This window comes from Marinobacter alexandrii (assembly GCA_039984955.1).
GTDB lineage: Bacteria > Bacteroidota > Bacteroidia > Cytophagales > Cyclobacteriaceae > Ekhidna.
This window is the reverse complement of sequence record JBDWTN010000007.1, coordinates 1,102,397-1,124,941: the sequence shown is the minus strand read 5'-3', so window position 1 is coordinate 1,124,941 and position 22,545 is coordinate 1,102,397. Positions and strand designations below refer to the sequence as shown.

Annotated in this window: 22 protein-coding genes; 7 read left to right on the top strand and 15 right to left on the bottom strand. The window is 37.3% G+C overall.

Annotation, left to right across the window (positions count from 1 at the left end):
* Positions 1-11: 11 nt before the first annotated feature.
* Positions 12-554 (top strand): bifunctional pyr operon transcriptional regulator/uracil phosphoribosyltransferase PyrR, encoded by a 543-nt coding sequence (pyrR, locus tag ABJQ32_11240; GenBank protein ID MEP5290214.1) that lies wholly within the window; start codon positions 12-14, stop codon positions 552-554.
* Entirely contained in the window at positions 551-1,474 is a 924-nt protein-coding gene (locus ABJQ32_11235; protein ID MEP5290213.1) for an aspartate carbamoyltransferase catalytic subunit, read from the top strand. Before pyrR ends, ABJQ32_11235 begins: the two co-directional genes overlap by 4 nt.
* A 5-nt stretch (positions 1,475-1,479) precedes the next feature.
* Here the strand turns inward: ABJQ32_11235 and purB are convergent, their stop codons facing one another.
* Positions 1,480-2,823 carry an adenylosuccinate lyase gene (gene purB / locus ABJQ32_11230; protein ID MEP5290212.1) on the bottom strand — a complete coding sequence of 448 codons (1,344 nt, stop codon included), beginning with the start codon at positions 2,821-2,823 and terminating at the stop codon, positions 1,480-1,482.
* Positions 2,824-3,006: 183 nt separating this feature from the next.
* Here purB and ABJQ32_11225 point away from each other — a divergent pair, with 183 nt between their 5' ends.
* Positions 3,007-4,080, top strand: coding sequence for a 2Fe-2S iron-sulfur cluster-binding protein (locus ABJQ32_11225; GenBank protein MEP5290211.1), 1,074 nt, complete (start codon positions 3,007-3,009; stop codon positions 4,078-4,080).
* Positions 4,081-4,197: 117 nt separating this feature from the next.
* A complete protein-coding gene (locus tag ABJQ32_11220) occupies positions 4,198-6,702 on the top strand; it encodes a M14 family metallopeptidase (GenBank protein ID MEP5290210.1) in 2,505 nt (834 codons plus the stop codon).
* Between the two features lie 176 nt (positions 6,703-6,878).
* On the opposite strand, the gene ABJQ32_11215 is transcribed toward ABJQ32_11220, so the two are convergent.
* From ABJQ32_11215 to ABJQ32_11195, 5 genes are read right to left on the bottom strand one after another with little or no spacing between them, the layout of a single operon-like run.
* The gene (locus ABJQ32_11215; GenBank protein MEP5290209.1) at positions 6,879-7,031 is read right to left on the bottom strand and encodes a hypothetical protein; all 153 of its coding nucleotides are present in this window, start codon (positions 7,029-7,031) and stop codon (positions 6,879-6,881) included.
* Positions 7,024-7,530 carry a hypothetical protein gene (locus ABJQ32_11210; protein ID MEP5290208.1) on the bottom strand — a complete coding sequence of 169 codons (507 nt, stop codon included), beginning with the start codon at positions 7,528-7,530 and terminating at the stop codon, positions 7,024-7,026. Before ABJQ32_11210 ends, ABJQ32_11215 begins: the two co-directional genes overlap by 8 nt.
* 11 nt (positions 7,531-7,541) lie before the next feature.
* Positions 7,542-7,694 carry a hypothetical protein gene (locus tag ABJQ32_11205; GenBank protein ID MEP5290207.1) on the bottom strand — a complete coding sequence of 51 codons (153 nt, stop codon included), beginning with the start codon at positions 7,692-7,694 and terminating at the stop codon, positions 7,542-7,544.
* A 3-nt stretch (positions 7,695-7,697) separates the two neighbouring features.
* Positions 7,698-8,555, bottom strand: coding sequence for an SPFH domain-containing protein (locus ABJQ32_11200; GenBank protein ID MEP5290206.1), 858 nt, complete (start codon positions 8,553-8,555; stop codon positions 7,698-7,700).
* A 29-nt stretch (positions 8,556-8,584) separates the two neighbouring features.
* A complete protein-coding gene (locus tag ABJQ32_11195; protein ID MEP5290205.1) occupies positions 8,585-9,514 on the bottom strand; it encodes an alpha/beta fold hydrolase in 930 nt (309 codons plus the stop codon).
* 84 nt (positions 9,515-9,598) lie between these two features.
* Between ABJQ32_11195 and ABJQ32_11190 the strand changes: the two genes are divergently transcribed.
* On the top strand, positions 9,599-10,081 hold the full coding sequence (locus ABJQ32_11190) for a hypothetical protein (protein ID MEP5290204.1): 483 nt from the start codon (positions 9,599-9,601) through the stop codon (positions 10,079-10,081).
* A 51-nt stretch (positions 10,082-10,132) separates the two neighbouring features.
* Here ABJQ32_11190 and ABJQ32_11185 read toward each other — a convergent pair whose 3' ends face one another.
* From ABJQ32_11185 to ABJQ32_11170, 4 genes are read right to left on the bottom strand one after another with little or no spacing between them, the layout of a single operon-like run.
* A complete protein-coding gene (locus ABJQ32_11185) occupies positions 10,133-11,272 on the bottom strand; it encodes a hypothetical protein (GenBank protein ID MEP5290203.1) in 1,140 nt (379 codons plus the stop codon).
* 11 nt (positions 11,273-11,283) lie between these two features.
* Positions 11,284-11,994, bottom strand: coding sequence for a hypothetical protein (locus tag ABJQ32_11180; protein MEP5290202.1), 711 nt, complete (start codon positions 11,992-11,994; stop codon positions 11,284-11,286).
* Positions 11,975-12,661, bottom strand: a complete 687-nt coding sequence (locus ABJQ32_11175) for a sigma-70 family RNA polymerase sigma factor (protein MEP5290201.1) — start codon at positions 12,659-12,661, stop codon at positions 11,975-11,977. Before ABJQ32_11175 ends, ABJQ32_11180 begins: the two co-directional genes overlap by 20 nt.
* A 21-nt stretch (positions 12,662-12,682) precedes the next feature.
* On the bottom strand, positions 12,683-12,826 hold the full coding sequence (locus ABJQ32_11170; protein ID MEP5290200.1) for a hypothetical protein: 144 nt from the start codon (positions 12,824-12,826) through the stop codon (positions 12,683-12,685).
* 328 nt (positions 12,827-13,154) lie between these two features.
* Here ABJQ32_11170 and ABJQ32_11165 point away from each other — a divergent pair, with 328 nt between their 5' ends.
* Both ABJQ32_11165 and ABJQ32_11160 read left to right on the top strand, forming a co-directional pair.
* The gene (locus tag ABJQ32_11165; protein MEP5290199.1) at positions 13,155-13,613 is read left to right on the top strand and encodes an AraC family transcriptional regulator; all 459 of its coding nucleotides are present in this window, start codon (positions 13,155-13,157) and stop codon (positions 13,611-13,613) included.
* 142 nt (positions 13,614-13,755) lie between these two features.
* Complete coding sequence (locus ABJQ32_11160; protein MEP5290198.1) at positions 13,756-14,541, top strand: helix-turn-helix domain-containing protein; 786 nt, start codon at positions 13,756-13,758, stop codon at positions 14,539-14,541.
* Here the strand turns inward: ABJQ32_11160 and ABJQ32_11155 are convergent.
* The 5 genes from ABJQ32_11155 to ABJQ32_11135 form a co-directional block, all read right to left on the bottom strand.
* A complete protein-coding gene (locus ABJQ32_11155; protein MEP5290197.1) occupies positions 14,530-14,916 on the bottom strand; it encodes a hypothetical protein in 387 nt (128 codons plus the stop codon). The two genes, ABJQ32_11160 and ABJQ32_11155, sit on opposite strands and share 12 nt — an antisense overlap.
* Positions 14,903-15,583: a hypothetical protein gene (locus tag ABJQ32_11150; protein ID MEP5290196.1), complete on the bottom strand. Its 681-nt coding sequence runs from the start codon at positions 15,581-15,583 to the stop codon at positions 14,903-14,905. Before ABJQ32_11150 ends, ABJQ32_11155 begins: the two co-directional genes overlap by 14 nt.
* On the bottom strand, positions 15,580-17,997 hold the full coding sequence (locus ABJQ32_11145; GenBank protein ID MEP5290195.1) for a T9SS type A sorting domain-containing protein: 2,418 nt from the start codon (positions 17,995-17,997) through the stop codon (positions 15,580-15,582). The genes ABJQ32_11150 and ABJQ32_11145 overlap by 4 nt, the downstream gene beginning before the upstream one ends.
* Positions 17,998-18,060: 63 nt before the next feature.
* Complete coding sequence (locus tag ABJQ32_11140; protein MEP5290194.1) at positions 18,061-19,425, bottom strand: RagB/SusD family nutrient uptake outer membrane protein; 1,365 nt, start codon at positions 19,423-19,425, stop codon at positions 18,061-18,063.
* 14 nt (positions 19,426-19,439) lie between these two features.
* A complete protein-coding gene (locus tag ABJQ32_11135; protein ID MEP5290193.1) occupies positions 19,440-22,472 on the bottom strand; it encodes a TonB-dependent receptor in 3,033 nt (1,010 codons plus the stop codon).
* Positions 22,473-22,545: the final 73 nt, after the last annotated feature.

The following is a 22,545-nucleotide window of genomic DNA, read 5'->3' as shown; positions in this document are numbered from 1 at the left end:
AATAATTACTGATGCAAAAGCGCCTGCTTTTTGATAGCCCCTTACTAAAAGTCACAATTAGCCGATTGTGTCAACAACTCATTGAAGTGCATGATGATTTTTCTCAAACGGTGATAATTGGGATGCAACCAAGAGGTATTCACCTTGCAGAAAGAATAAAAACAAGGCTTGAGAAACTGATAGCAAAGGAAATCCATCTTGGATATTTGGATACTACATTTCATCGGGATGATTTTAGAAGAAGAGATGAACCCATTACTCCTAGTCAAACGAAAATCCCTTTTCTGATTGAGAACAAGAATGTTATACTAGTAGATGATGTTTTATTCACTGGAAGAAGTGTTAGAGCAGCATTGGATGCTATGAACACATTTGGAAGGCCGGCCAAGGTAGAATTACTCGTTCTCATCGATAGACTATACAGTAGAGATATACCTGTGGAAGCTAACTATGTTGGCAGAAAGGTTAATACGATCCAATCACAGAAGGTACTCGTAGATTTAGACGAGAAACAAGAAGAAGATCATATCTGGTTAATCACGAAGGAAGAATGAGTCAATTGAAAACCAAGCATCTCTTAGGAATCAAAAACCTCGATCGAGAGGATATCAATCTCATTTTTCAGACAGCAGCTAATTTCAAAGAAGTCATTAATAGGCCGATTAAGAAAGTTCCATCATTACGTGATGTAACTGTTGCGAATATCTTTTTTGAAAATTCTACACGAACTAAACTTTCATTTGAGCTTGCTGAAAAAAGACTTTCGGCAGATGTGGTAAACTTTTCTGCTTCAGGCAGCTCTGTGAAAAAAGGAGAAACACTACTCGATACGGTCAATAATATCCTGGCTATGAAAGTAGATATGGTAGTCATGAGACACGCTAGTCCTGGAGCTCCACATTTTCTATCCAAGCATATAGATGCAAATATTATCAATGCTGGAGATGGAACTCACGAACATCCTACGCAAGCACTCTTAGATACTTTTTCAATTCAAGAAAAATGTGGAACTGTAGAAGGAAAGAAGGTTGTAATTGTTGGTGATATTCTTCACTCAAGGGTTGCGTTATCTAATATTTTTGCTTTGCAAGAACTTGGAGCAGAGGTGATGGTCTGTGGTCCGGCGACTTTGCTCCCAAAACATATAGGAGAGCTTGGAGTAAAAGTAGAGACAAACATAAGAAAGGCTCTCGATTGGTGTGATGTAGCTAATATCCTTCGTATTCAACTTGAACGGCAGCAGATGCGATACTTCCCTTCTTTAAGGGAATACACAAAGTATTTTGGTGTGAATAAGCAAATACTGGATTCTTTAAACAAAGAAATAGTGATTATGCACCCAGGCCCCATCAATAGAGGTGTAGAGATTACCAGCGATGTGGCCGATTCTGATCATTCGATAATCCTACAGCAGGTGGAGAATGGGGTAGCAATTAGAATGGCGGTGCTCTATCTTTTAGCTGGGGTAGCTTAATTAAGCTACTTACCTACATAGTTAAAAGGTGTGATTCTCTTGAGTTCATCTTTTATTTCTTTCGAAACACTTAACCCATCAATGAATGAGCCAATTGAAGCTTCTGTTATGGCTTCATTGGTTCTGGTAAGTTCCTTTAAGGCTTCATAAGGCTTAGGATAGCTTTCTCGCCTCAAAATAGTTTGTATAGCCTCAGCTACAACTGCCCAGTTATCATCCAGATCTGCCTTAATGACTTGTGCATTCGCATTGATTTTAGATAAACCTTTTTCCAAAGAAAGAAGTGAAATAAAGGAGTGAGCAATCGGCACTCCAATGTTTCTGAGCACAGTAGAGTCAGTTAAATCTCTCTGCAATCTGGATATAGGAAGTTTGGCACTCAAGTGCTCATACAGTGCATTGGCAATACCTAAGTTTCCTTCTGCATTTTCAAAATCAATTGGATTTACTTTATGTGGCATGGCAGATGAGCCTACTTCATTTTTTGAAATTGTCTGCGTGAAGTAGTTCATTGAAATGTATTGCCATACATCTCTGCTGAAGTCAATAAATATTGTGTTGATTCGCTTCAATGCATCAAAAAGGGCTGCTAGGTGGTCATAATGTTCAATTTGAGTTGTGGGGTGACTTCTCTTTAGTCCCAGCTTATCTTTCACAAACTGATCCCCAAACGAGTGCCAGTTATGATCTGGGTAGGCAACTGTATGGGCATTAAAATTACCAGTAGCCCCACCAAATTTTGCTGAAAAAGGAATTTGCTTCAATAAATTCAACTGCTCTCTAAGCCGCACAACAAAGACTATAATCTCTTTCCCAAGTCTGGTTGGAGAAGCTGGTTGTCCATGTGTTTTTGCTAGCATTGGAACATCATTCCATTGGGTAGCTTTTGATTCAAGTACTACAATCAGCGCTTCCAGCTTAGGAAGAAACACCTGCTCAAGTGCATCTTTCATAGACAATGGGATTGAAGTATTATTAATATCCTGTGATGTCAGCCCAAAATGAATGAATTCCTTATAATCAGAGAGTCCCAATTGATCAAATTTCTCTTTGAGAAAATACTCGACGGCTTTTACATCATGATTGGTTGTCTTTTCAATTTCTTTAATTTCTTCCGCATCTGACAAAGAGAAAGTCTCATAGATTTTATGCAGTTTATCATTATTTGCAGGCTTGTAACCAGCTAATTGGGGGATGCCACTTTCATAAAGTGAAATAAAATAGAGCACTTCTACTTTAACTCTGTATTGGATCAGAGCTTTTTCAGAAAAGTAGTCGGCTAAATGAGAAACCTTGGATCTGTATCTGCCATCGATAGGAGAGATACCCTCTAGTGGGTTAAGATTCATGTGTATAATTTATGTTCAATGTCCACATGGAATTTGTCTGAGGGAATTGTGTTGATAATTATTATTCTTCCTCAAATTATTTCATGGAAATAAGTCGTATAAAAGCGAACACAAAAATACCTCATCATGTTTACTTGCTTGACCTCATTTAGAGAATTATCTTTGCGCCCTTAAATCGACAATATGGCATTTTCATTATTCAAAAAGAAGAAAGACAAGAAAGACAATCGTTATCAAACGGTGACAATTAAGGAAGTGGTGAACGTGGCAAAGGACGCCGTGAATCTTGTATTTGAAAAACCTGAAAGTTTTGAATATGAGCCAGGGCAGTTCATTACCATCATTAAGGAGGTTAATGGAAAAAAGATCAGAAGAGCATATTCTTTGTGCACGACTCCCTTCGAGGATGAAAACCCTGCAGTAACGGTAAAGAGAGTAGATGGTGGAGCAATGTCAAACGATCTAAACGATCATATCAAGGCTGGTGATCAACTGGAAATAATGGAGCCTATGGGCATGTTTACCACTGAGTATAATCCTTCTAATAAAAGAAAAGCAATCTTTTTTGGCGGAGGTAGTGGTATCACCCCTTTGATTTCCATCATCAGATCCATTCTTTTGAAAGAACCAGAAAGTCATACAACGCTTGTTTATGGAAATAGAAAAGATGAATACATCATATTCAAGAGCTTAATAGCCAAATTACAGGCTACATATCCAGAACGATTTAGAGCAGTTCATATTTTAGAAGAAGGCGAGGCAGATTATCAAGGAAGGCCTACTTCTGATATGATTGGAGCTATTTGCGAGGAATTGTCTTGCAATGAGCAAACTGAATTTTATATATGTGGCCCTCAACCAATGATGAATATAGTTTCAGAAGGCTTGAACAAAAAAGGATACGCTGAAGCTAAAATCAGGATGGAAAGTTTTGAAGCGGGGAAAACTTCTCCCAACGATATAATTGATAAAGGTGCAACGACAGAAAGCGAAGTTGCTATTTTGCTAGATGGCGAGGAATATTCAGTGACGGTTAAGAAGAATGCTTCTATTTTAGATACTGCACTAGATAATGACTTAGATATGCCTTATTCATGTCAAAGTGGCTTATGTACAGCATGTCGTGGAAAGTGCGTAGAAGGGAAGGTTAGCATTGATGAGGCAGAAGGCTTATCTCAAGATGAGTTGGATGAAGGATACGTCCTTACATGTGTTGGTAAGCCACTTTCTGATCGTGTTCGCATAGAGATGGGTTAACTATTTAACGAGATTAATTTCTTCATTATACCTTCTTTATGTATTCAGAAGCCACCCAACACTTTTGTGTTTGTAGACTTAAATTATGAGTTTAATTTCGGGGCTTAAATAAAAGCTATGAAGACCCTGATCTCTTTCATTACCATTTTTCCCTTCCTACTCTTTTCGCAAGTTCAAAGCCCTAAAGAGTTCTTAGGGTATGAGCTTGGTGAGAAGTTTACTCGCCATCATCAAGTTGTTGATTATTACGAGTTTCTATCTGAAGAATCAGGAAAGGTTTCTGTCCAACAATATGGAGAAACTTATGAAGGACGCCCACTTTTACTTGCTTTCGTGTCTTCTGAAGAGAACATTAAAAATCTTGAAAACATCAGACTCGATAACCTTAGACGAGCAGGTATTGAAGAAGGAACTCCGACATCTACTATTCCAATTGTTTGGCTGAGCTACAATGTCCATGGCAATGAATCTTCCTCTACGGAAGCATCTATGGCAACCATATATGAATTGATAAGATCAGGGTCAGATAAGAGTGAATGGCTTGAAAATGCAGTGATTGTAATAGATCCATGTATTAATCCTGACGGCAGAGATCGGTATGTGAATTTCTATTGGCAAAATGCGAGTCAGCCTTATAACCCTGATCCTAATGCAATAGAACATAATGAGCCATGGCCTGGGGGACGTCCTAATCATTATTTATTCGATTTAAACAGAGATTGGGCATGGCAAACACAAATTGAAACTCAAGGTAGGTTAAAGGTTTATAACCAGTGGCTACCTCAAATTCATGTTGATTTCCACGAACAAGGTATTAACTCACCTTATTATTTTGCTCCAGCAGCCCAGCCATTTCATGAGTTAATCACTCTCTTCCAAAGAGATTTTCAAAATGAGATCGGTCGTAATCATGCGAAATATTTTGATGATAATAACTGGTTCTATTTTACCAAGCAGTTTTTTGATTTGCTATATCCAAGCTATGGAGATACATACCCTACCTATAATGGTGCGATAGGTATGACATACGAACAGGCAGGTCATGGAAGAGCAGGATTGGGGATCATTAAGCAAGAAGGGGATACGTTGACACTTAAGGATAGAATAGCTCATCATTACACAACAGGCCTTTCTACAATTGAAATTTCAGTCAATCATGCCGATAGATTGCTCATTGAATTCACTAAATTCTTTGGAGATAAACCTGGTCTTGAGTACAAATCCTTTGTTCTCAAATTTGATGGGAATGAAGATAAGTTTAGAATATTAATGAATTGGCTAGATGATCAAGGTATTGAATATGGATCAGCGCCAAATGTAAAGGGCCTTAAAGGATACGATTATAACACAGGTCAACAGACAAATTTTTCAATAGGGTCGAGAGATTTGGTAGTTAATACCAATCAACCAAAAGCGACTTTAGCTCATATCCTGTTTGAGCCAAAAACGAAATTAGTGGATTCTGTTACTTACGATATCACTGCATGGGGAGTTCCATATGCCCATGGTCTTCGAGCATACGCTACTTCACAGATGATTGATGTAAGCAATAGAACAAGTGATAATTTCAAGGATTCTGAAGTGCCTGAAAAAGTATATGCTTTCATCAATAAATGGAATAGTATGGATGATGCACGATTTCTAGCTTCTCTTTTAAAAGAGAATGTAAAAGTCAGGTTCACTCAAAAGCCAATGAATTATAAAGGAAAGTCCTTTGATAGAGGTAGCCTAATCATTGCTAAACGTGATAATAAATCCATTCAAAATTTTGAAAAGAGAGTTGTTGATTTGGCAAATAAGCACACTCGGAATGTCACAGCTATCAAAACGGGATTTATGGATATGGGTCCTGATATAGGTTCATCAGACGTGAGGTATTTGAAGAAACCTAAAATTGCTTTATTGAGCGGTGAGGGTACTTCTTCTCTTGCTTTTGGAGCGACATGGCATTTTTTGGAGCAAGAATTAAAATATCCAGTAACAATTCTTGGGACGGATTATTTCAATCGGATAGACCTTTCTGAATATAATGTGCTAATCATGCAAAGTGGGTGGTATAGTTCATATGGAGAAAAGGAAATGAACAAGATGATGGACTGGGTTTCAGCAGGAGGTAAGCTTATAGCGATAGAAGGTGCGTTGAATAAGCTGAAGGATACTGATTATTCATCTCTTTCCGCCTATGTGGATGATGAAGCTAAGAAGAAGTCTGAGTCTATAGATGAGAAACGGAAAGACTCGGCGAAACTTATTCCATATGAAGATCAAGAGAGAGAATTTATTAAAGGATTTGCTCCAGGTGCTATTTACAAAGTAAAAATGGACGGAACGCATCCACTTGCTTTTGGCTATGAGGGCATTTACTACACTTTAAAGACAGGGTCAAGCAGGGTAGCCTATTTAGATGGGAATAATGTGGGAGTAGTAGTTGATAAAGAAGATTTGTTAAGCGGATTTGCCGGCCAATATGCTAGAGAAGATATGGCTGAAACATTAGTTTTTGGAGTTGAAAACAAGGGTAGAGGTCAGATTATCCATATAGTAGACAACCCTCTTTTTCGATCTTTCTGGCAAAATGGGAAGCTACTGATGGTGAATGCGATGTTTTTTGTGGGTCAGTGAGTCGATTTCCTACGGCCCATTAAAAATATAATTATTGCTGCTAGAAGACCAATATAGCTTTTCTCATTTCCGATCCACTCTGGACTTTCAAAGCCGAAAAGTGCAATTGATATTGCGAAAAGTGTAATTGCCAATAATTAGCTTAAAGTAATTTTTCGTTTCATTTCTACCAATAACTATTTATTAAGTCTCCCATCTTCTTTTAATGCCTTATGAATAATCCATTCTATCTGCCCGTTAGTTGAACGGAACTCATCTGCAGCCCACTTTTCAAGAGCCTTCATGGTATCTTCATTTAATCGTAGCGCAAATGGTTTTTTCTTAGCCATCTAATCCCCAGTTTTCTTTCAATCGCCTCACAGCTTGCTTCATCTCTTGTGGTCTTTGAGTTCCTATGAGAATACGTTTATTATTTTGTAGGACTAGTTGTAATCCTTCATTTCCAGACACATTCAAGGCTCTTCCTGACCTGAATCTAAATCGATAGCCATAGCCACCATACTCACGTATAGGTTTATATTTTCGAACATAAATTTCTTTAACATCTTCCTTCAAAATTTTTCTCTCAGAACCTACAAAAGGCGGATAACGATAATACAGCGTATCCTGATCAATGGATGTGTATAGTTTGGAAGTATAGAAGAGAGCGATAATTCCGCCCGTCACGATTGCGGCAATGATCAATCCTATGACTCCTTCATTATTCTGAGTATAAATAAGACCTACAGCTGTCCCTCCAACGGATAGAATGGAAATCCCAATAACCAAGTACCACATCCAGGTACCAACAAAGGTTTGCTCTTCTTTAAACAATAGTTTTCCTTTCATGGCCTCTGTGCTTAACGTTCTCTTTCTAACATGACTGTAATTGCTCCATGGTCAACTGAAAAACTATGAACCTTCCAGCCTTGTCCAGAAATATCATGAAGTCTTTTTTCAAAGCCCTCTCTTTTCTCAAAGGATTTTTGCTTTAGAAATTTATAATTGTTCATAATCTAATGATTAAGAGTCCCTGAGTTTATTACCGGAGCAACGTCTTTGTCAGCACAAAGGACAACCATGAGATTACTAACCATTGCAGCTCTTCTCTCTTCATCCAAATCGATCACCTCCTTTTCTTTAAGCTGCTCGAGAGCCATTTCTACCATACTTACAGCACCTTCTACTATTTTGTGACGTGCTGCTACGATTGCCGTTGCTTGCTGTCTTCTGAGCATTGCACTAGCAATTTCTTGAGCATATGCCAAGTATCCAATGCGCGCTTCAAGAATTTCGATTCCCGCAATAGCTAATCGTTCATCAAGCTCTTTTTCTAGATCTTCATTTACCTGCCTGATTCCAGACCTTAAAGTTACTTCAGCTTGTTCATCGTCGAAATTGTCATACGGATATGTTCCAGCGAGCTTTCTTACAGCAGCATCAGTTTGTACTCTCACAAAATTTTCATAATCGTCTACCTCAAATGCTGCTGCGAATGTGTCTTTTACTCTCCATACTAAAATCACTGAAATCATAATTGGATTTCCAATACTGTCGTTTACTTTGATTCGTTCGCTATCAAAGTTTCGAGCACGAAGGCTAATCTTCTTTTTGGTATAAAAAGGGTTTACCCAATAAAACCCGTTTTCGCGCACTGTGCCAATGTATTTACCAAATAAGACAAGTACTCTAGATCCATTAGGATTGACAAAGAAGAAACCCGGCATCATGATCAACCATGGAATTATCAGTAAAAGCCAAATGGGTTGCTGAGTGATAGAAACCAGTGCGATGAATGCTCCTAAAAGGCTGACATTGAAAAACAATGCGACATAACCAGATAAGGGAGTATGGGTTTTTTCGTTTGATTGCATAGTTGATAAGCTTTAAAATTGAAAACTGATTACAGAGTTTGTAGGAATTCAATGATTCCAGTCATTAATCCATCACTCAAGGAGAGATCTGGATTATTATAAGTAGCCATATTGGCGGTTAAGTCATTTTCTGGAGTATCCTTCAAAACATGATTCATTCCGGGAATGATAAGAAGTTTAGCATCTGGATAAGCCACTTTAAGGTTTTCTGCCTGATCTTTTCCTACTTGCATATCGGTTGTTCCATTTACAATTAGAACAGGAATGTCCAATTTCTTAACCTCATTTGACGGGTTATATAAGATGTATGATTTCAAAAAATCTTGAATATGAGGACCAAACAGAGAGGCGAGATACGGGCTATACGAATTTACGGTATGCCCATTTTTCATTGAGTCAATATTAACTCTGGCATCTTCCGCTAAAGCTGGCGACTGCATGCCTAATTGTCTTATAATAGCTTCGCCTGCATCTTCTGATAGGCCTGAAATAGAGATAAAACCGGTAACATTTTTGTTGTCCTGAGCAGCCAAAATGCCCACAAGTGAGCCTTGACTATGCCCTGCAATTACCAAGTCTGAGTAGCCACTGTCTTCTAATAGTGATAACCAGTTTTTGGCATCTGATACAAAATCATCAAATCTCATATCCGTAGGATTGGTTATGGCATTTTTGCTCTCAGCGATTCCGCGTTTATCAAATCTGAGTACAGCATATCCTGCATTGCCAAGTGCATGTGCTACCATTTTGAGTGAGTTGTTATTGAGGCCAAGTGCGCTGTTTCCATTTCTATCCGTGGGTCCGGATCCAGAGATCATTAAAATTGCTTTGCTGGTCTCTTGCTCAGGAGTGATTAAAGTGCCTTTTAGTTCCCCAATCTCAACAGGCTCTTCTTTAAATGATTGAGCATTCGAGAAAAATGAAGTACAAATAGAAAGAAATATTAATGCGTGTTTCATAATGATATTAAAATGATATCATTACAATATACGACAGAAATTTAAAATGGTTATCATGAGATTAATTCTTTTCTTTTGTGAGCAATGAAGAAGAAGGTTAAAAGTTGGAAAGATTATCATCATCAACTGTATCAGGTTTATCACAGTATTATAGCTCTGACACTCGTGCCGTTTGCTTTCTTTTTTTTGGAATGGGATTCATCGTTCATCTCTCCAATTTCGATGAGTAATCCGTTTTTTATACTTATTGCTCAATCAATATGGGTTGTTGGTTATGCTAGCTGGTATGTTTGGCGCGGTGAAAATATCAAATATCAAATCACAGATTCAGCTGATGTAGCCTATAAGATGGGTGAGTTTAAAAAAAGAAACATTAGAAAGTATCTAATTCTGGGCGGTGCTGGAATTATCTCTGTAGCTGCTATGTGGCTTGCGCCATCATTCATTTTTGTGATAGCCTATTTTGCGGTATTGATTCAGTATTCTTTCCTGAGGCCTTCAGAGGATAAGTTTGTTAGGGACATGAGATTATCGAAAGAAGATCGAAAAACTTTGCATGAAGAATAAAAAAGGGCATCATATTGAATGATGCCCTTTTAATCTTATCTAAGAGAATAGTTATAACGTAATTCCGAAACTGATCGCATTTAATTTTGCATTTTGCCCGTTAGCATTCAGGGGACCTCTATTTGGTGAGAATACTTCATTCAAATCATAGTTGGCAAAAAGCTCAACACCCTTCCATCCAACTTGAGCTCTAAGTCCATAGCGGAAGTTCTCAAGGAAGAAGTTATCTCTTTCCTTATCCTTTTCTCTGTCTCCATCTTCCTTGTATTTGTATTTTGTATGACTTCCAATTCGGTAACCAGCATATCCACCTACCCCAAATCGGAATCCTTTTCTAGAGTATCTTTTTATTCGTACTCCGCCCGATTCTATACTTGTGATTTTTCTTCTTCCTCTGGAAAAATCAAACATTGGAACGACGGTCGCATTGATGAATGAAGCTGTCAACTTACTCTTACTACCATTCTGAGTAGTAGGGGCTAAATTGAATTCGACAGCTTCTGAACCTTCCTGGATAATGTAATCTGCATCCTCTAATTTCCAATTGTACCAGTTAATTCCCAATCCCCACTCAAGAAAAATAGGGCCACCAACCCACGTTCTGTTGGTGCTATTTAATCCAACATACCAAGAGCCAAAAGATTTTACCGTATAAGGAGAATTCCCTTCAGGAAAGCTTCCATCATCTAGCCAGTTATTCAAACCGATATCTACATTGAAGTGGTGTGTGGTTCGATCTCTTCTTTCAGTTTCATAGGTCACCTTTCTTCTGTCTCCCCAATCATCCTCATCCCAATCATCAACTTCGTCAGGATCTACGTCTACTTCTACGCCTCCAAGCTTAATTCTGATTTCATCATCATTTATCTTCCAATCTTTCATTTCCACCTCATTGTCCTCATTCACATAAGCTTTTCCATCACTTATTTCCATGTACTCCACACTATCTGAAAGTTGATTATTTAGATCTCTCACCATTTGATTGATATCATAGTTTTCCAGAGATGCTAAATCATTTCGATTTTTTGTTATGATAACGATCTTGCTATTATTATTCAGTTCTATGATTACAGTATCCTGCTTTAGATTAGTGCCACTTTTGGCTAGTGCCATCGTTGGCAGCATTAATGCAAGTAGGATATATATTATCGTTGACTTCATCATTGAATTTATTGTCAGTTGATTTCTCATGTCCTTATCGTTTATAATGAATTCCTGTCCTTTTTATTTTTCAATCCACCATTAAGTAGATTGTCTTTAGCCGTTTTCATGTCGGCCAACATATCCCCCGGATCTATTTTTCCTGCAAAGGCGATAAATTTCTTTAAAGCTCCTGTAGAATCATTTTTTTGTACTTCTACCGGTTTATTGTCAGAAGAAGCGATGTATGTAATTTTTACGGTTCTGAAAACCGGTTTTTCGACTTCTATAGCTTCTGAATTAGTGATTTCAGGCTTTTCTATCTCAGCTGTAGCTACCATCTTTTTCGATTCAGGTTCAATGAGCTCAACTTTTTCAATGATCTCTTCTTGTGATTTTTGACTATTGTTCGTCGCAAAATGTACTTTATGAGCTTTTTGAATCTTCTTCTGTATAATGGGTTGCTTTTCTTGAATATTTTTTTTCACCGACTTATCCTTTTTATCGATTACTGGAAGTACAAACTCAGGTGAACCATGGTTGACTGGATAAGTTATCTCAGAGGCAATAGGAGTTAGATCTTGCGTATTCGTTACCGGCCATACCACCCATGATATGAATAAGAGTGACACAGATGCAGCCACCCAGTAAATTATAGGGGTCTTTTTAGGCCTAATCTGTTTTTCTACTAGCGACCATGAATTTGAAGATGGAACCACCTCCAGTTGGTCTAGTTTTTCTCTAAATAACCGATCAATGTTTTGTTGATCCATTTGTAATCTTATTTTCAAGTTCTTTTTCAACTTCTGCTAGGCGGGCTTGTAACCACTTTCTAGCTCTGCTCAATTGAGACTTAGAAGTATTTTCATTTATTTCTAATTGTTTTGCAATCTCAGCATGAGAGTAACCCTCAATAGCATAGAGATTAAACACCGTTCTATACCCTACGGGTAAATCATTAATCAATTTTAAAAGATCGGCAGTATCTAAAGCATCTTCCATCACACTTAAATCAGGACTATCAGTTACTGTTTCTATATCTGTTTGAAGAGACATATTCCGATTTTTCCGGATATACATCAGGCAATCATTTACTACGATTCTCCTTACCCATCCTTCAAAGCTGCCCTCGCTTTTAAATTGATCCATTTTTTCAAAAACCTTTACGATACCTCCAATCATTACATGTTCAGCTTCTTCTCTGTCTTTTATGTACCTGAGGCATACCCCTAACATTTTAGGAGAAAGGCGGTCATACATACTACGCTGCGCTGAAGCCTTACCTTTTCGGCAGCCTTCAAGTAGTTCTTCTTCGGTTAGTGACTTATTGATTCGCAGCATGGTTTTAACCTTCATGGGGTAGATGCAGCTTCTAAGCTGATGGTTGCATAGCGGTAAATTATTTAAAATAAAAAAAGTCGGCAATGCCGACTTATTCAAATTATATTTTCTTGGTATATTTTATTCTTCTTCGTGATGTGCATGATGGTGATGAAATCTGTTTTGCCTTTTAAGCAAAAACTCCCACATACTCCTCCACATATCATCAAACGCATAATGGATTATGTTTTTGAAGTTGAGCCAATTATCTCTTTTCTTCTGCATAGTTGACATTTTAGCTGGTTAACCTATTCAAATGTACATTTTTTAACGAAAAAAAAATATTTCAGGTTCTATAGAATGAAATTACTGTGAATTATCAAATGATAATCTTAGAATAGTTATATCAGAAAGATCATTTGTAAAAAAAAAGAGGGGCCGAAGTAACCCGGTACCCCTCTATTAAGTATGAAGAGGACTACAAGGTTATTGTAGTGCCATATCTGATGATTGTAAAAAAGATTGAAACCATGTAACTGTAAAAAAGAAGATTTTTCTGGCGAATTGGGGTAGTTAGCTTTAACACTTGTTTTTTATATAACAAATGCTCGACGTGAATTGGACAATGATTGCAATAAGTCTTACTTTGATAGGGATAGTGCTTATTTGGTATGTTAAACGACCAAAAAAGGCATCCTCCGGTAAGGTAGATATAGATGAGGAGGAATTAGGAATGGTTTATAATAGAACCATTGAGCTGATCAATGAGCGAAAATTCTACTTAAATAAGAGTCTTAAACTTTCCGATCTTGCCTCAGAACTTTCGTACAACGAAAGAATATTGTCTCGCTCTATTAATAAATTTAGTAATGGAAACTTCAATAAGTTTATTAATTCTTTTAGGATTGAATATTCAAAAGATCTATTGACTGGAGGAAAATTCGACCATTATACAATTGAAGCTATCGCTGATGAAAGCGGTTTTTCCAATAAAGTTTCTTTTTATAATGCTTTCAAGAGTGAGACAGGGATGTCTCCGACTCAATATCGGGCATCAAAACAACTCAATTAAAGTTTACCCTATTCAAATTCTTTGAAAGTGTAAAAATGCACGATCTTTTACATAAAGAATCGCGATTCTTTACATATGTGCCTGAAAATCAATAAGTAGTGGGTGCCTTCTATACGTTTTGGATGAAACAAATATCACCAAAATGTACATAGAAGAAATAGTAATTGAAGAAGACATATCTATTGTTGAAGAGATCTTGTTGATTGACTCACTCAATGTTCCTTCAAAGCAAATTTTAGTTCCGGATAATACAGCTGAAATATTTATACCAGTGAGTGGGAATCTATCTTTCAAAGCTCTAGGAAGCGCCAGGTCAATATTAATGAGAGAAGGCATTGGATATTTTTTAATGCCAAGAAGAAGAGGAACGGAGATTACAATCGCAAAAGACAGTGAATACTTGTTAGTTAAAATCAATCCTATGTATGCATATGGGATATCTAGGGGGTTAAAAGAAATTTTTAATGGAGTTTTCGAGCTTGGATTAAATCAATCAACCTTACAAGCCATTAACAGGGCTTCAAGAATGCAAAGTATCCATCAAATGGAGGAAATATTGATAAAGTGCTTTGCTAGTAAAAATTCATTCTTTGATCACAACATTACCATATTAGAATCGATAGGCAAGATTAGAAATTCATATGGTACAATCTCGGTTAAGGAAATATATTCCTCTTTGAATGTCAGTAAATCTAAATTAGAGCAACATTTTAATCGTGAAATTGGACTTACCCCAAAAGAGTATTGTAAAATCGAAAAAATCAATCATTTCATTAGGACTTACAGAGATAGTTGTGATCAAAGCTTAACTGAGATCACCTATCTGTGCGGCTATTATGATCAATCTCATTTGATTAAAGACTTTAAGTACTTTCTTGACACAAGCCCTAAGAGATTCTTTATGCAAAAAGGATCTTTATTTAGATAGTTCCATAGTATCTAGAGAAAAAAGCAAGGAAGATAGTTCTGCGTGCAATGTTGATTGAAGGTGTACATACACTGGTTTCAATCCCTTTTTATAGATGATGAATGAAGGCTTATCTACTTCCTGAATTTCCAATTCTTCAGGTGGGTTGTACTTCTTGATTAAGGCAATAAGGTTTTTATTCTCAACTGTTAGATTATGTTTTTCCTTTAACTCATTTATGAAACTCAACTTTGTCTTGTAAGGTTTTTCAATCAAGAGAATAGATGAAACTTTTATTGGTTGAAGCCCTGGGTTTATGTCTATACGAAAATGAGTACCACTTCTTGAGCAAGAAATTATAGAGAATGCAATGATTAATATCTTAACTATTTTCATCCAATAGTTTTAAAATTTCAAAATAATTCTCTGCTCTATTAAGATCTAAATAACTCTTCTTAATTAATGATCTTATTTGCTTAGCTGGTAAATTGAAGATCTCAGATAAATTACTAGCTCTCATTTTAAATGGAGTTAATTTATTATCCATTTCAAGCCATAGCGATGTTTTATATTTAAATTCATCTTTCGTTTCTCCACTTGAATAAGCACCTGCATAATCGGCTCTTTCGAGTACTTTATCATGCGATCTGAGAACTTTAAAAGCTTTGGATGCATAAACTATTGAAACGACGTGTTTTTTATCATTGATTTGAATTTCATTCCAGCTAACACCATCCACCAAGAAATATGAGATATTCCTTAAAGGAATAATCCCCTTAACCCTATCGGGACTTACTGAAATTAATTCTTTAGCTTCTAGATTTAAGTTCCCAAAGATTAAAATGGTGTCTGGTTTTATTGTGACTAGCCATATTTCCTGATTTTCATTGAACATGTATGGGTGCCCCTCAATGCCTTCATACCTTTCATCAAATGTTCTAAGCGTATTACCATTTTCGATATTTTCTGCGGTTTGACTAGTATTCACAAAACCTTTTGCTTCTTGTGAAACTGCCTTTTTGAGAGAGAATAGACATATAGCTAAAACGATTAGTGATTTCATTTTTTTATAATTTTTTCAGTTTTAATTGTTTTCCCACGCTCGTCTCTAATCTCGAGTAGATAAATGCCTGGTTGAAGTTTCTGCGTTTTGTAGTCTGTATTTTCTGATAGATCAATATGATCTATTTCTTGACCTGATAAAGCACGAATAATCATTTTGTAATTCTCACTTTTAGCATTGTTAATGCGAAGTGTTTCATAGACAGGATTTGGATAGATGAGAATTGGCGATTCACTTTTTACTGCTGATACTATTCCATCTCCAATTTTCAGATTGTCAATCCTTATTCCCCATCCATTTACTGTACTGTTTACAACGAATGAAAAACGGATAATGAGATTGTCATTGGAAGAAAATGGTAGAGCTTGTCCTACCAAATCAATTTCTCTTTGCTTGTATAGTGAAGCATCTCCTGTAGCCAAAGAACCGGAAGCTTCAACGTTTGAATTGTATCTCATTAGCCACTGATCGTCATTGCTTGCATCTGCTATTTCACCTACTTGGACCCATGTGTTACCGTTATCAGAAGATGCTTCAATGATTAAATAATCGTTTATAACTATTTCTGTAGAAGGCTCGATCAATAATATCTCATCAAATGATAGTTTGGAATCTTCTTTAAGCCTAATAGGATGTTTTAGGATAAAGGAGGCAAGCCCTTGTGCGTCATTTTTATACGGGTGATCAGAAACGATAGCCATGGATGAAAAACCTTCCCCAGTTTCCATTTTTAGATTATTTAAAACCAATGAATCCCCAGCTTCAGGAGTATCAAAACTCAAGGAATAGAAATCGACTTGCTCGCTAATGTTAATGACTCTACCTCTAATGAATCCTGCTTGTGGAAATGAGGATGTGTTTTGATTGACTGATACATCTAGCGCATGGATTTTGTAGAATAAAGTATCATCTTCTGAAAGACCTAAGTCACTTTTATTTAACTCGAACTTTTCTGTTTCTGAAACTTCAAAATCAAGACCTTTATAATTGCTATCTCCATTTTCAGTGGTCTTATATTCAATATATAAAGTGTCAATAGCGAAATTATCCTCAACACTAAATTCTATATCAAATTCTTCTTGAAGAATAAAACTGACTGGGACATGGGAAATTGAGGGCCCCTCATTGTCTTGTTCCTTTATCACAGAGAGTGGATTGTTAAAACCTTCTTCTGGAAATTGGTAAATCCTTCCTTCCGGACTTGTATATCTAAAATAGTATGATGATTCGTCTGGCAAGTCTTCATATGGAATTGAAATTTCATATAAATCATCATTACTGCTTTGGCTTAAATTATAGATAGTAGAGGTATTGAAATTATCTTCTGATATAATGAGCTCGGTATTACTTGCATTGATTAAGGAGTCACTTTCCAGTTTTATAAGAAATCGAACTGGAACACCAGGGCTTTCAGCAAAAACAATTTCATCATGATCAATGAATGTATGTACCCAACCAAGTTGAGAAAATATTGCTTTAGTTACTTCGCCGGGAAGATGTATGGCCTCACCGAGTCCAAACTGAGGACTCATTAATGAGTTTTCATTTCCTGCTGGGAATACAGATTCATCTAAGTGTGAAATACTAGAGCCACCATTCCATGGATTAGGTGCGAAGATTGGTGGAAATGTCCCATAGACATCTTCCGCCAATGAACTCCCATAAGAAACACTATTATTTGTTACAGCAGCCAATAATTCTGCAGAATTGTTAGCGTAAACATCTTCATCGATAAGTTGATTACCTAGCCTATCGACTAAATAGAGATCGTAAATTATCGGAGTATTTGGTTGTCCAGTATTTCCTAAACCCCAGGCAGCTATTTGAGCGTTGGCTCCAAATGAGGCTGAGAATCCTAGGCCGTGACCGATCTCATGTAGTACGACAGAAACTAAATCATATTGATCTGATGGAGGATTTGCGTCAATTCCAAAGTACCAGTCAATCTGACTGTTGAAGTTGGCAGAAACTTCGGATTGAGATTCGAAATTTAATTGTTTTCTGGCGAGCTTTTCAGCTAAAGCTAGTGGGTATCTTGTATCTTTTTCAGGTGCATTTTCAAAGTTGCTGACAGTACTGGTTGCACTTGCTGACCCTAGTACTCCTGGACCTAATTGTGACCAGTTGGCGGTAACTCTAATTGGAACATCTGATGTAATTGTTTGAGCCCAGATATCTACCGCGTATTGAAAAGCTATTCTAGCTTCATTAGTGAATCCATTATAAGAGACTGATATCTCAGCGCTTGTTTCCGTAGTATTTGCAAGCCTACCACCTAAAAAACTTGCTGGTATATGTGTGTTTTCAACTTTGTCAGAAGCATAGCAAATTGTTTTTTCTCCTGGATGGAATTGTATGCTTTGTGGAAGAACAATATGAGGTATGATAAGTAATAAGTAAGCCCAGATTTTCATTTAAATGAGAGGTTAAAAAAAGGGCCCATATGGGCCCTTTTAAATTGTAAAAAACTAGATTAGTTAATAAGAATCATTTTGCTCAAGAGCAGCGTTAGTGTCTACTTCTGTTTGTGGAAACGGAAGTATTAGCCTGTCGTCAGTAGTTATACTTGACTTTAGGGTTCTAACATTGCCTAACCTAATTGCATCAAACCAGGAATGACTGCCTTCAAAAGCAAGCTCTTTTACTTTTTCTTCCTGAAGTTCATCCAAGAATTCAGCTATTGTAGTAGCAGCTGATCTTGCTAATCCTACTCGATCACTTACAAAGAATAACGCGTCCTTGGCTGCTTCAAGATCCGGAGCAGCTTGTCTAGCAAGAGCTTCAGCTTTGATAAAATGAAGTTCAGCTAATCTGACAATATAGGTCGGATCATCCTGAGTATTCACGTTGGGGTACTTAAGCACTTCAGGAACCGCATTCACAATTGATGCTTCCCTAGGATCCCCTGCAATTAAATTAAGAAACTGAGCTGTTGGAGCATAATCTTGTCTCCCGCCATTTGCTTGACTGATGAAAAAGAATGAATGCCCAGATTGTTCTACAGTAGCGTTAGCAAACATTCCGAAAATCAATTCAGAAGACGATAACCTGTTAACGAAAATGTCTCCATAGTTAGCTTCTAATGTAAAGTTTGGAACCACATCATCAACAAGTGCGATTGCAGTTGCATAGTCTTCCATATACAGAGCAACTCGAGCTCTTAAAGCTCTGGCAGCATCTGCTGATACTCTATAGCTTAATGTGAAGTCTGGCGCATTAGCAATCGCAAAGTCAAGGTCTCCTGTAATTGAAGCATATGATTCTGCCACAGTTGCTTTTGCCAGATCCTTATTTGTGGTATTTCCAGGAACTAAACGCAAAGGAATTCCATCCTCTGAACCAGATTCCCAGAATCTTCCGAAGAATCTAAGCGCATCGAAATGAGCTAAAGCTCGCAGAAAACGTGCCTCTGCTAATAATCCTTCTTTTCTACCTTCAGTAAAGGCTGCATCGTCCAATAACTCAACAGCCGTAATTACATTTGAAGACCTATCTGCTAATTCATAAATGTCATCCCATGTACCTAATAATGTATTATCTACAGGGTTTACATTGTTATTCTCGGAATCAAAAGTGGAATTTCGAGTGGTAGAAGCATTGGAGCCTAAATAGATAAACTGATTAGCACCCCAAATAATTTGCATTCTTCCATAGTAACCATCTTGATTCAATGCAGCATATGCACCCGTAAGAGCAGATTCAGCATCATTTGGATTTGTAATAGCAGTTGCATCCGACAAGCTTTGAGCCGGAACTGTGTCTAAATTGTCATATAGGTCACACGAAGTAACAAAGACAAATAACACAATAATGTATGTGAATTTCATTAATATATTTTTCATGATATTGTCTGATTTTAAAATCCTAGCTTAACACCAAAAGTGTAAGTCTTACCACCAGGGTAAGTACTGTTATCTACTCCAAGAGCAGTACTATTATTTTGACCAAAAGTGTTTATTTCAGGATCAATACCTGAGTAATCAGTGATAGTCAAAAGATTAGTGCCTTGAGCAAATACAGTCACATTCGAAAGAAATACGTTCGACAATAATTCTTGAGGAAGTGTGTACCCTAGACGTAGTGTCTTAAGTCTGATGAACGATCCATCTTCAACAAAAAGACTAGAATTTCTAGCGTTATTGTTTGGATCACCTTGTACTACTCGAGGCAATGTTGCGTCTGTATTTGAAGGAGTCCACCTATCAAGTACGCGAGTAGAAACATTGTCAGCATCTTCAAAAATCAATGACTCGGTATTAGTCAAATTGATAATGTCATTCCCCTGAGAGAATTGGAAGAAAGCAGTAAGACTTAGGCCTTTATAAGTAGTTGTACTTGTGATACCGCCTATAAAGTCTGGCTGAGCAGATCCTGTGATTACACGATCATCTGCTGTAATTTGCCCATCTCCGTTAGTATCTTGAAATCTAAGATCGCCTGGAGAAGTTCCAGCTGCTTGGTATAACCCAGTTGGAGAAGCACCATTTAGCTCGTTAATCTCGGCTTGATCTTGGAAGATGCCTTCCACTTGCCATCCAAAGAAGGCTCCAATAGGCTGACCTACTCTAACAATACTTTGATTAAAACCTGTAGCTAGAATATCATTTTCGTCAACTAAGGAAAGAATCTTGTTTCTGTTAAAAGCAATGTTGCCAGATATATTCCATTGGAAATCGTTTGTGTAGATAACATCACCCGATAGTTCAATCTCGATTCCTTTGTTTTCAATCTCACCGATGTTCTGATTTACATTGTTAAAACCTGTAGATCTTGGCAGTGGTGCAAGAAGCAATACATCAGTGGTTGTCTTAACATAGTAGTCAATTGAACCTGTAATTCTTGATCCCCATAATCCAAAGTCTAACCCAACGTCAAATTGTGCTGTTTCTTCCCACTTCAATGATGGATTTGAAATTTGAGTTGGTGCAGTTCCTGGATTTCCTCCATAGGAAAAGCCTCCTCCGAAAAGCCCACGAGAAGCAAAGTTTCCTACTCTGTGGTTACCTGTAACTCCGTAACTAGCTCTAACTTTTAGATTGTTAACGGTTTCGAAATTGAAAAATGATTCATTCATCACATTCCATCCTACAGCTACGGAAGGGAAGATGCCAAAGCGGTTATCTTCACCAAACCTTGAGCTACCATCGGTTCGAACTGTTACTGTTGCTAAATATCTATCTCCATAACCATAATTAACTCTAGTGAAATATGATTGAAGACCCCATTCTGTCTTAAGTCCATCAGTATTCACAGGGTTAGCTGCGGAATTCAATGTTCTTAAGATATCATTTGGTAGCCCTGCAGCAGATGCAGAAAATTGATCTCTATCTACAAGTTGCCATTCTGCTCCAACTAATACATTGAATCTATTAGATTCATTTAAGTCGAATTTATAGTTAGCTGTGAACGTGTTATTGAAAGTACGTTGTTCATCAAAACCTCTTTCTATAAAAACGTTTCCATTCAACCTTCCTCCTAATGTGGTACTTGGCCAATATAGTTCACGATTAACGCCTACTCTATCAAGCGAGATAGTCCCTTTCAGAATCAAATTGTCAATTACTTCATATTGAGCAAAGAAGGATCCAAGAAAACGGTTACTAACAAACGTATTTTCATACGTCGTAGCAGCTACAGCATTATCAAATTGATTGGTAGTTGCAAACGTTCCATCATCGTTATAGATTGGAAGGTCAGGCCTACTCCTAAGTGCGCTAAAGAATGGGCCTATAATGAAATTATCACCCGATTGAATGATATCTTTTGTATTTCCAAACAATAGTGAAGTTCCAAAATCAACCTTGTCAGAAAGTTTTGCATCGAGATTTACTCTTGCAGTTGTTCTTCTGAATCCCGTGCCGAGCATCGTTCCTTCTTGGTCATCATTTTGAAGAGATACAAAGTAGTTTAAATCATTAGATCCCCCAGAGGCAGATATGTTGAATTGACTAATTTTTGCTGTTCTGAAAATTGCATCTACCCAATCGGTTTCTGCATCTCCGTAAAATGTGTCATCAGGAGTATTTCCAGCATTTGTTACAGATTCTCTATGCAATAGTTCATACTGCTCGGCATTCAATAAGCTTGGTAATTCAAACACTTCTGAAACACCAGCAGTGTAAGAAGCACTGATTCTCGCTTGTCCGGCTTTTCCTCTTTTGGTAGTGATCAACACAACTCCATTAGCTGCTCTACTTCCATAAATAGCAGTTGCAGATGCATCTTTCAATACTTCGATAGATGCAACATCATTGAAGTTTATTTGATTGAGAGAGTTACCTGTTTGACCTCCAAAACCTCCAAAAGTTCCTTGGGCGGTTGATTGAGTGTCAAAACTTTCAACAGGAACACCATCTATCACATAAAGTGGCTGATTGTTAGAGTTAATCGAAGATGCTCCCCTGATCCTAACTGAAATACCACCACCTGGTTGCCCATTGGCAGATATTACGTTCACTCCTGCTACCCTTCCCTGAAGAGCTTGATCCACTCCTGGAACAGGCAGGTCTTGGAGATCTTCTCCTTTGACTTGACCAATAGCTCCTGTCAAATCAGATTTTTGTTGAACACCGTAACCAGTAACTACAACTTCTTGTAACTCCGTTACACCACCCATCGTAACATCTATCACTGATCTTCCTCCTGCAGTAACTTCCTGAGTTTCGAATCCGACAAAAGAATACACTAGAGTGGTATTATCTTGAACCTCTAACCGATAGTTTCCGTCAATATCAGTAGTAGTTCCTGTAGTAGTGCCTTTTATCACTACGTTCACTCCGGGTAGGCCTTCACCAACATCGTCGGTCACCTTTCCAGATACCGTTCTTTGAGCAAAGACCTGAGTCACTGCCAAAAGACACACAATCAATGAAAAGTAAAACTTTTTCATAAGCATGATTTGTTTAGTTAAAAAATGATTTAAACTGGTAAGGTTAGTCCTGAAAAAGTCTGATTAATTGTAA

What these genes read in the sequence shown, in the direction of transcription:
- pyrR (MEP5290214.1), top strand. Translation starts at nt 12, where the DNA reads ATGCAAAAGCGCCTGCTTTTTGATAGCCCCTTACTAAAAGTCACAATT.
- ABJQ32_11235 (MEP5290213.1), top strand. Translation starts at nt 551, where the DNA reads ATGAGTCAATTGAAAACCAAGCATCTCTTAGGAATCAAAAACCTCGAT.
- purB (MEP5290212.1), bottom strand. Translation starts at nt 2,823, where the DNA reads ATGAATCTTAACCCACTAGAGGGTATCTCTCCTATCGATGGCAGATAC.
- ABJQ32_11225 (MEP5290211.1), top strand. Translation starts at nt 3,007, where the DNA reads ATGGCATTTTCATTATTCAAAAAGAAGAAAGACAAGAAAGACAATCGT.
- ABJQ32_11220 (MEP5290210.1), top strand. Translation starts at nt 4,198, where the DNA reads ATGAAGACCCTGATCTCTTTCATTACCATTTTTCCCTTCCTACTCTTT.
- ABJQ32_11215 (MEP5290209.1), bottom strand. Translation starts at nt 7,031, where the DNA reads ATGGCTAAGAAAAAACCATTTGCGCTACGATTAAATGAAGATACCATG.
- ABJQ32_11210 (MEP5290208.1), bottom strand. Translation starts at nt 7,530, where the DNA reads ATGAAAGGAAAACTATTGTTTAAAGAAGAGCAAACCTTTGTTGGTACC.
- ABJQ32_11205 (MEP5290207.1), bottom strand. Translation starts at nt 7,694, where the DNA reads ATGAACAATTATAAATTTCTAAAGCAAAAATCCTTTGAGAAAAGAGAG.
- ABJQ32_11200 (MEP5290206.1), bottom strand. Translation starts at nt 8,555, where the DNA reads ATGCAATCAAACGAAAAAACCCATACTCCCTTATCTGGTTATGTCGCA.
- ABJQ32_11195 (MEP5290205.1), bottom strand. Translation starts at nt 9,514, where the DNA reads ATGAAACACGCATTAATATTTCTTTCTATTTGTACTTCATTTTTCTCG.
- ABJQ32_11190 (MEP5290204.1), top strand. Translation starts at nt 9,599, where the DNA reads ATGAAGAAGAAGGTTAAAAGTTGGAAAGATTATCATCATCAACTGTAT.
- ABJQ32_11185 (MEP5290203.1), bottom strand. Translation starts at nt 11,272, where the DNA reads ATGAGAAATCAACTGACAATAAATTCAATGATGAAGTCAACGATAATA.
- ABJQ32_11180 (MEP5290202.1), bottom strand. Translation starts at nt 11,994, where the DNA reads ATGGATCAACAAAACATTGATCGGTTATTTAGAGAAAAACTAGACCAA.
- ABJQ32_11170 (MEP5290200.1), bottom strand. Translation starts at nt 12,826, where the DNA reads ATGCAGAAGAAAAGAGATAATTGGCTCAACTTCAAAAACATAATCCAT.
- ABJQ32_11160 (MEP5290198.1), top strand. Translation starts at nt 13,756, where the DNA reads ATGTACATAGAAGAAATAGTAATTGAAGAAGACATATCTATTGTTGAA.
- ABJQ32_11155 (MEP5290197.1), bottom strand. Translation starts at nt 14,916, where the DNA reads ATGAAAATAGTTAAGATATTAATCATTGCATTCTCTATAATTTCTTGC.
- ABJQ32_11150 (MEP5290196.1), bottom strand. Translation starts at nt 15,583, where the DNA reads ATGAAATCACTAATCGTTTTAGCTATATGTCTATTCTCTCTCAAAAAG.
- ABJQ32_11145 (MEP5290195.1), bottom strand. Translation starts at nt 17,997, where the DNA reads ATGAAAATCTGGGCTTACTTATTACTTATCATACCTCATATTGTTCTT.
- ABJQ32_11140 (MEP5290194.1), bottom strand. Translation starts at nt 19,425, where the DNA reads ATGAAAAATATATTAATGAAATTCACATACATTATTGTGTTATTTGTC.
- ABJQ32_11135 (MEP5290193.1), bottom strand. Translation starts at nt 22,472, where the DNA reads ATGAAAAAGTTTTACTTTTCATTGATTGTGTGTCTTTTGGCAGTGACT.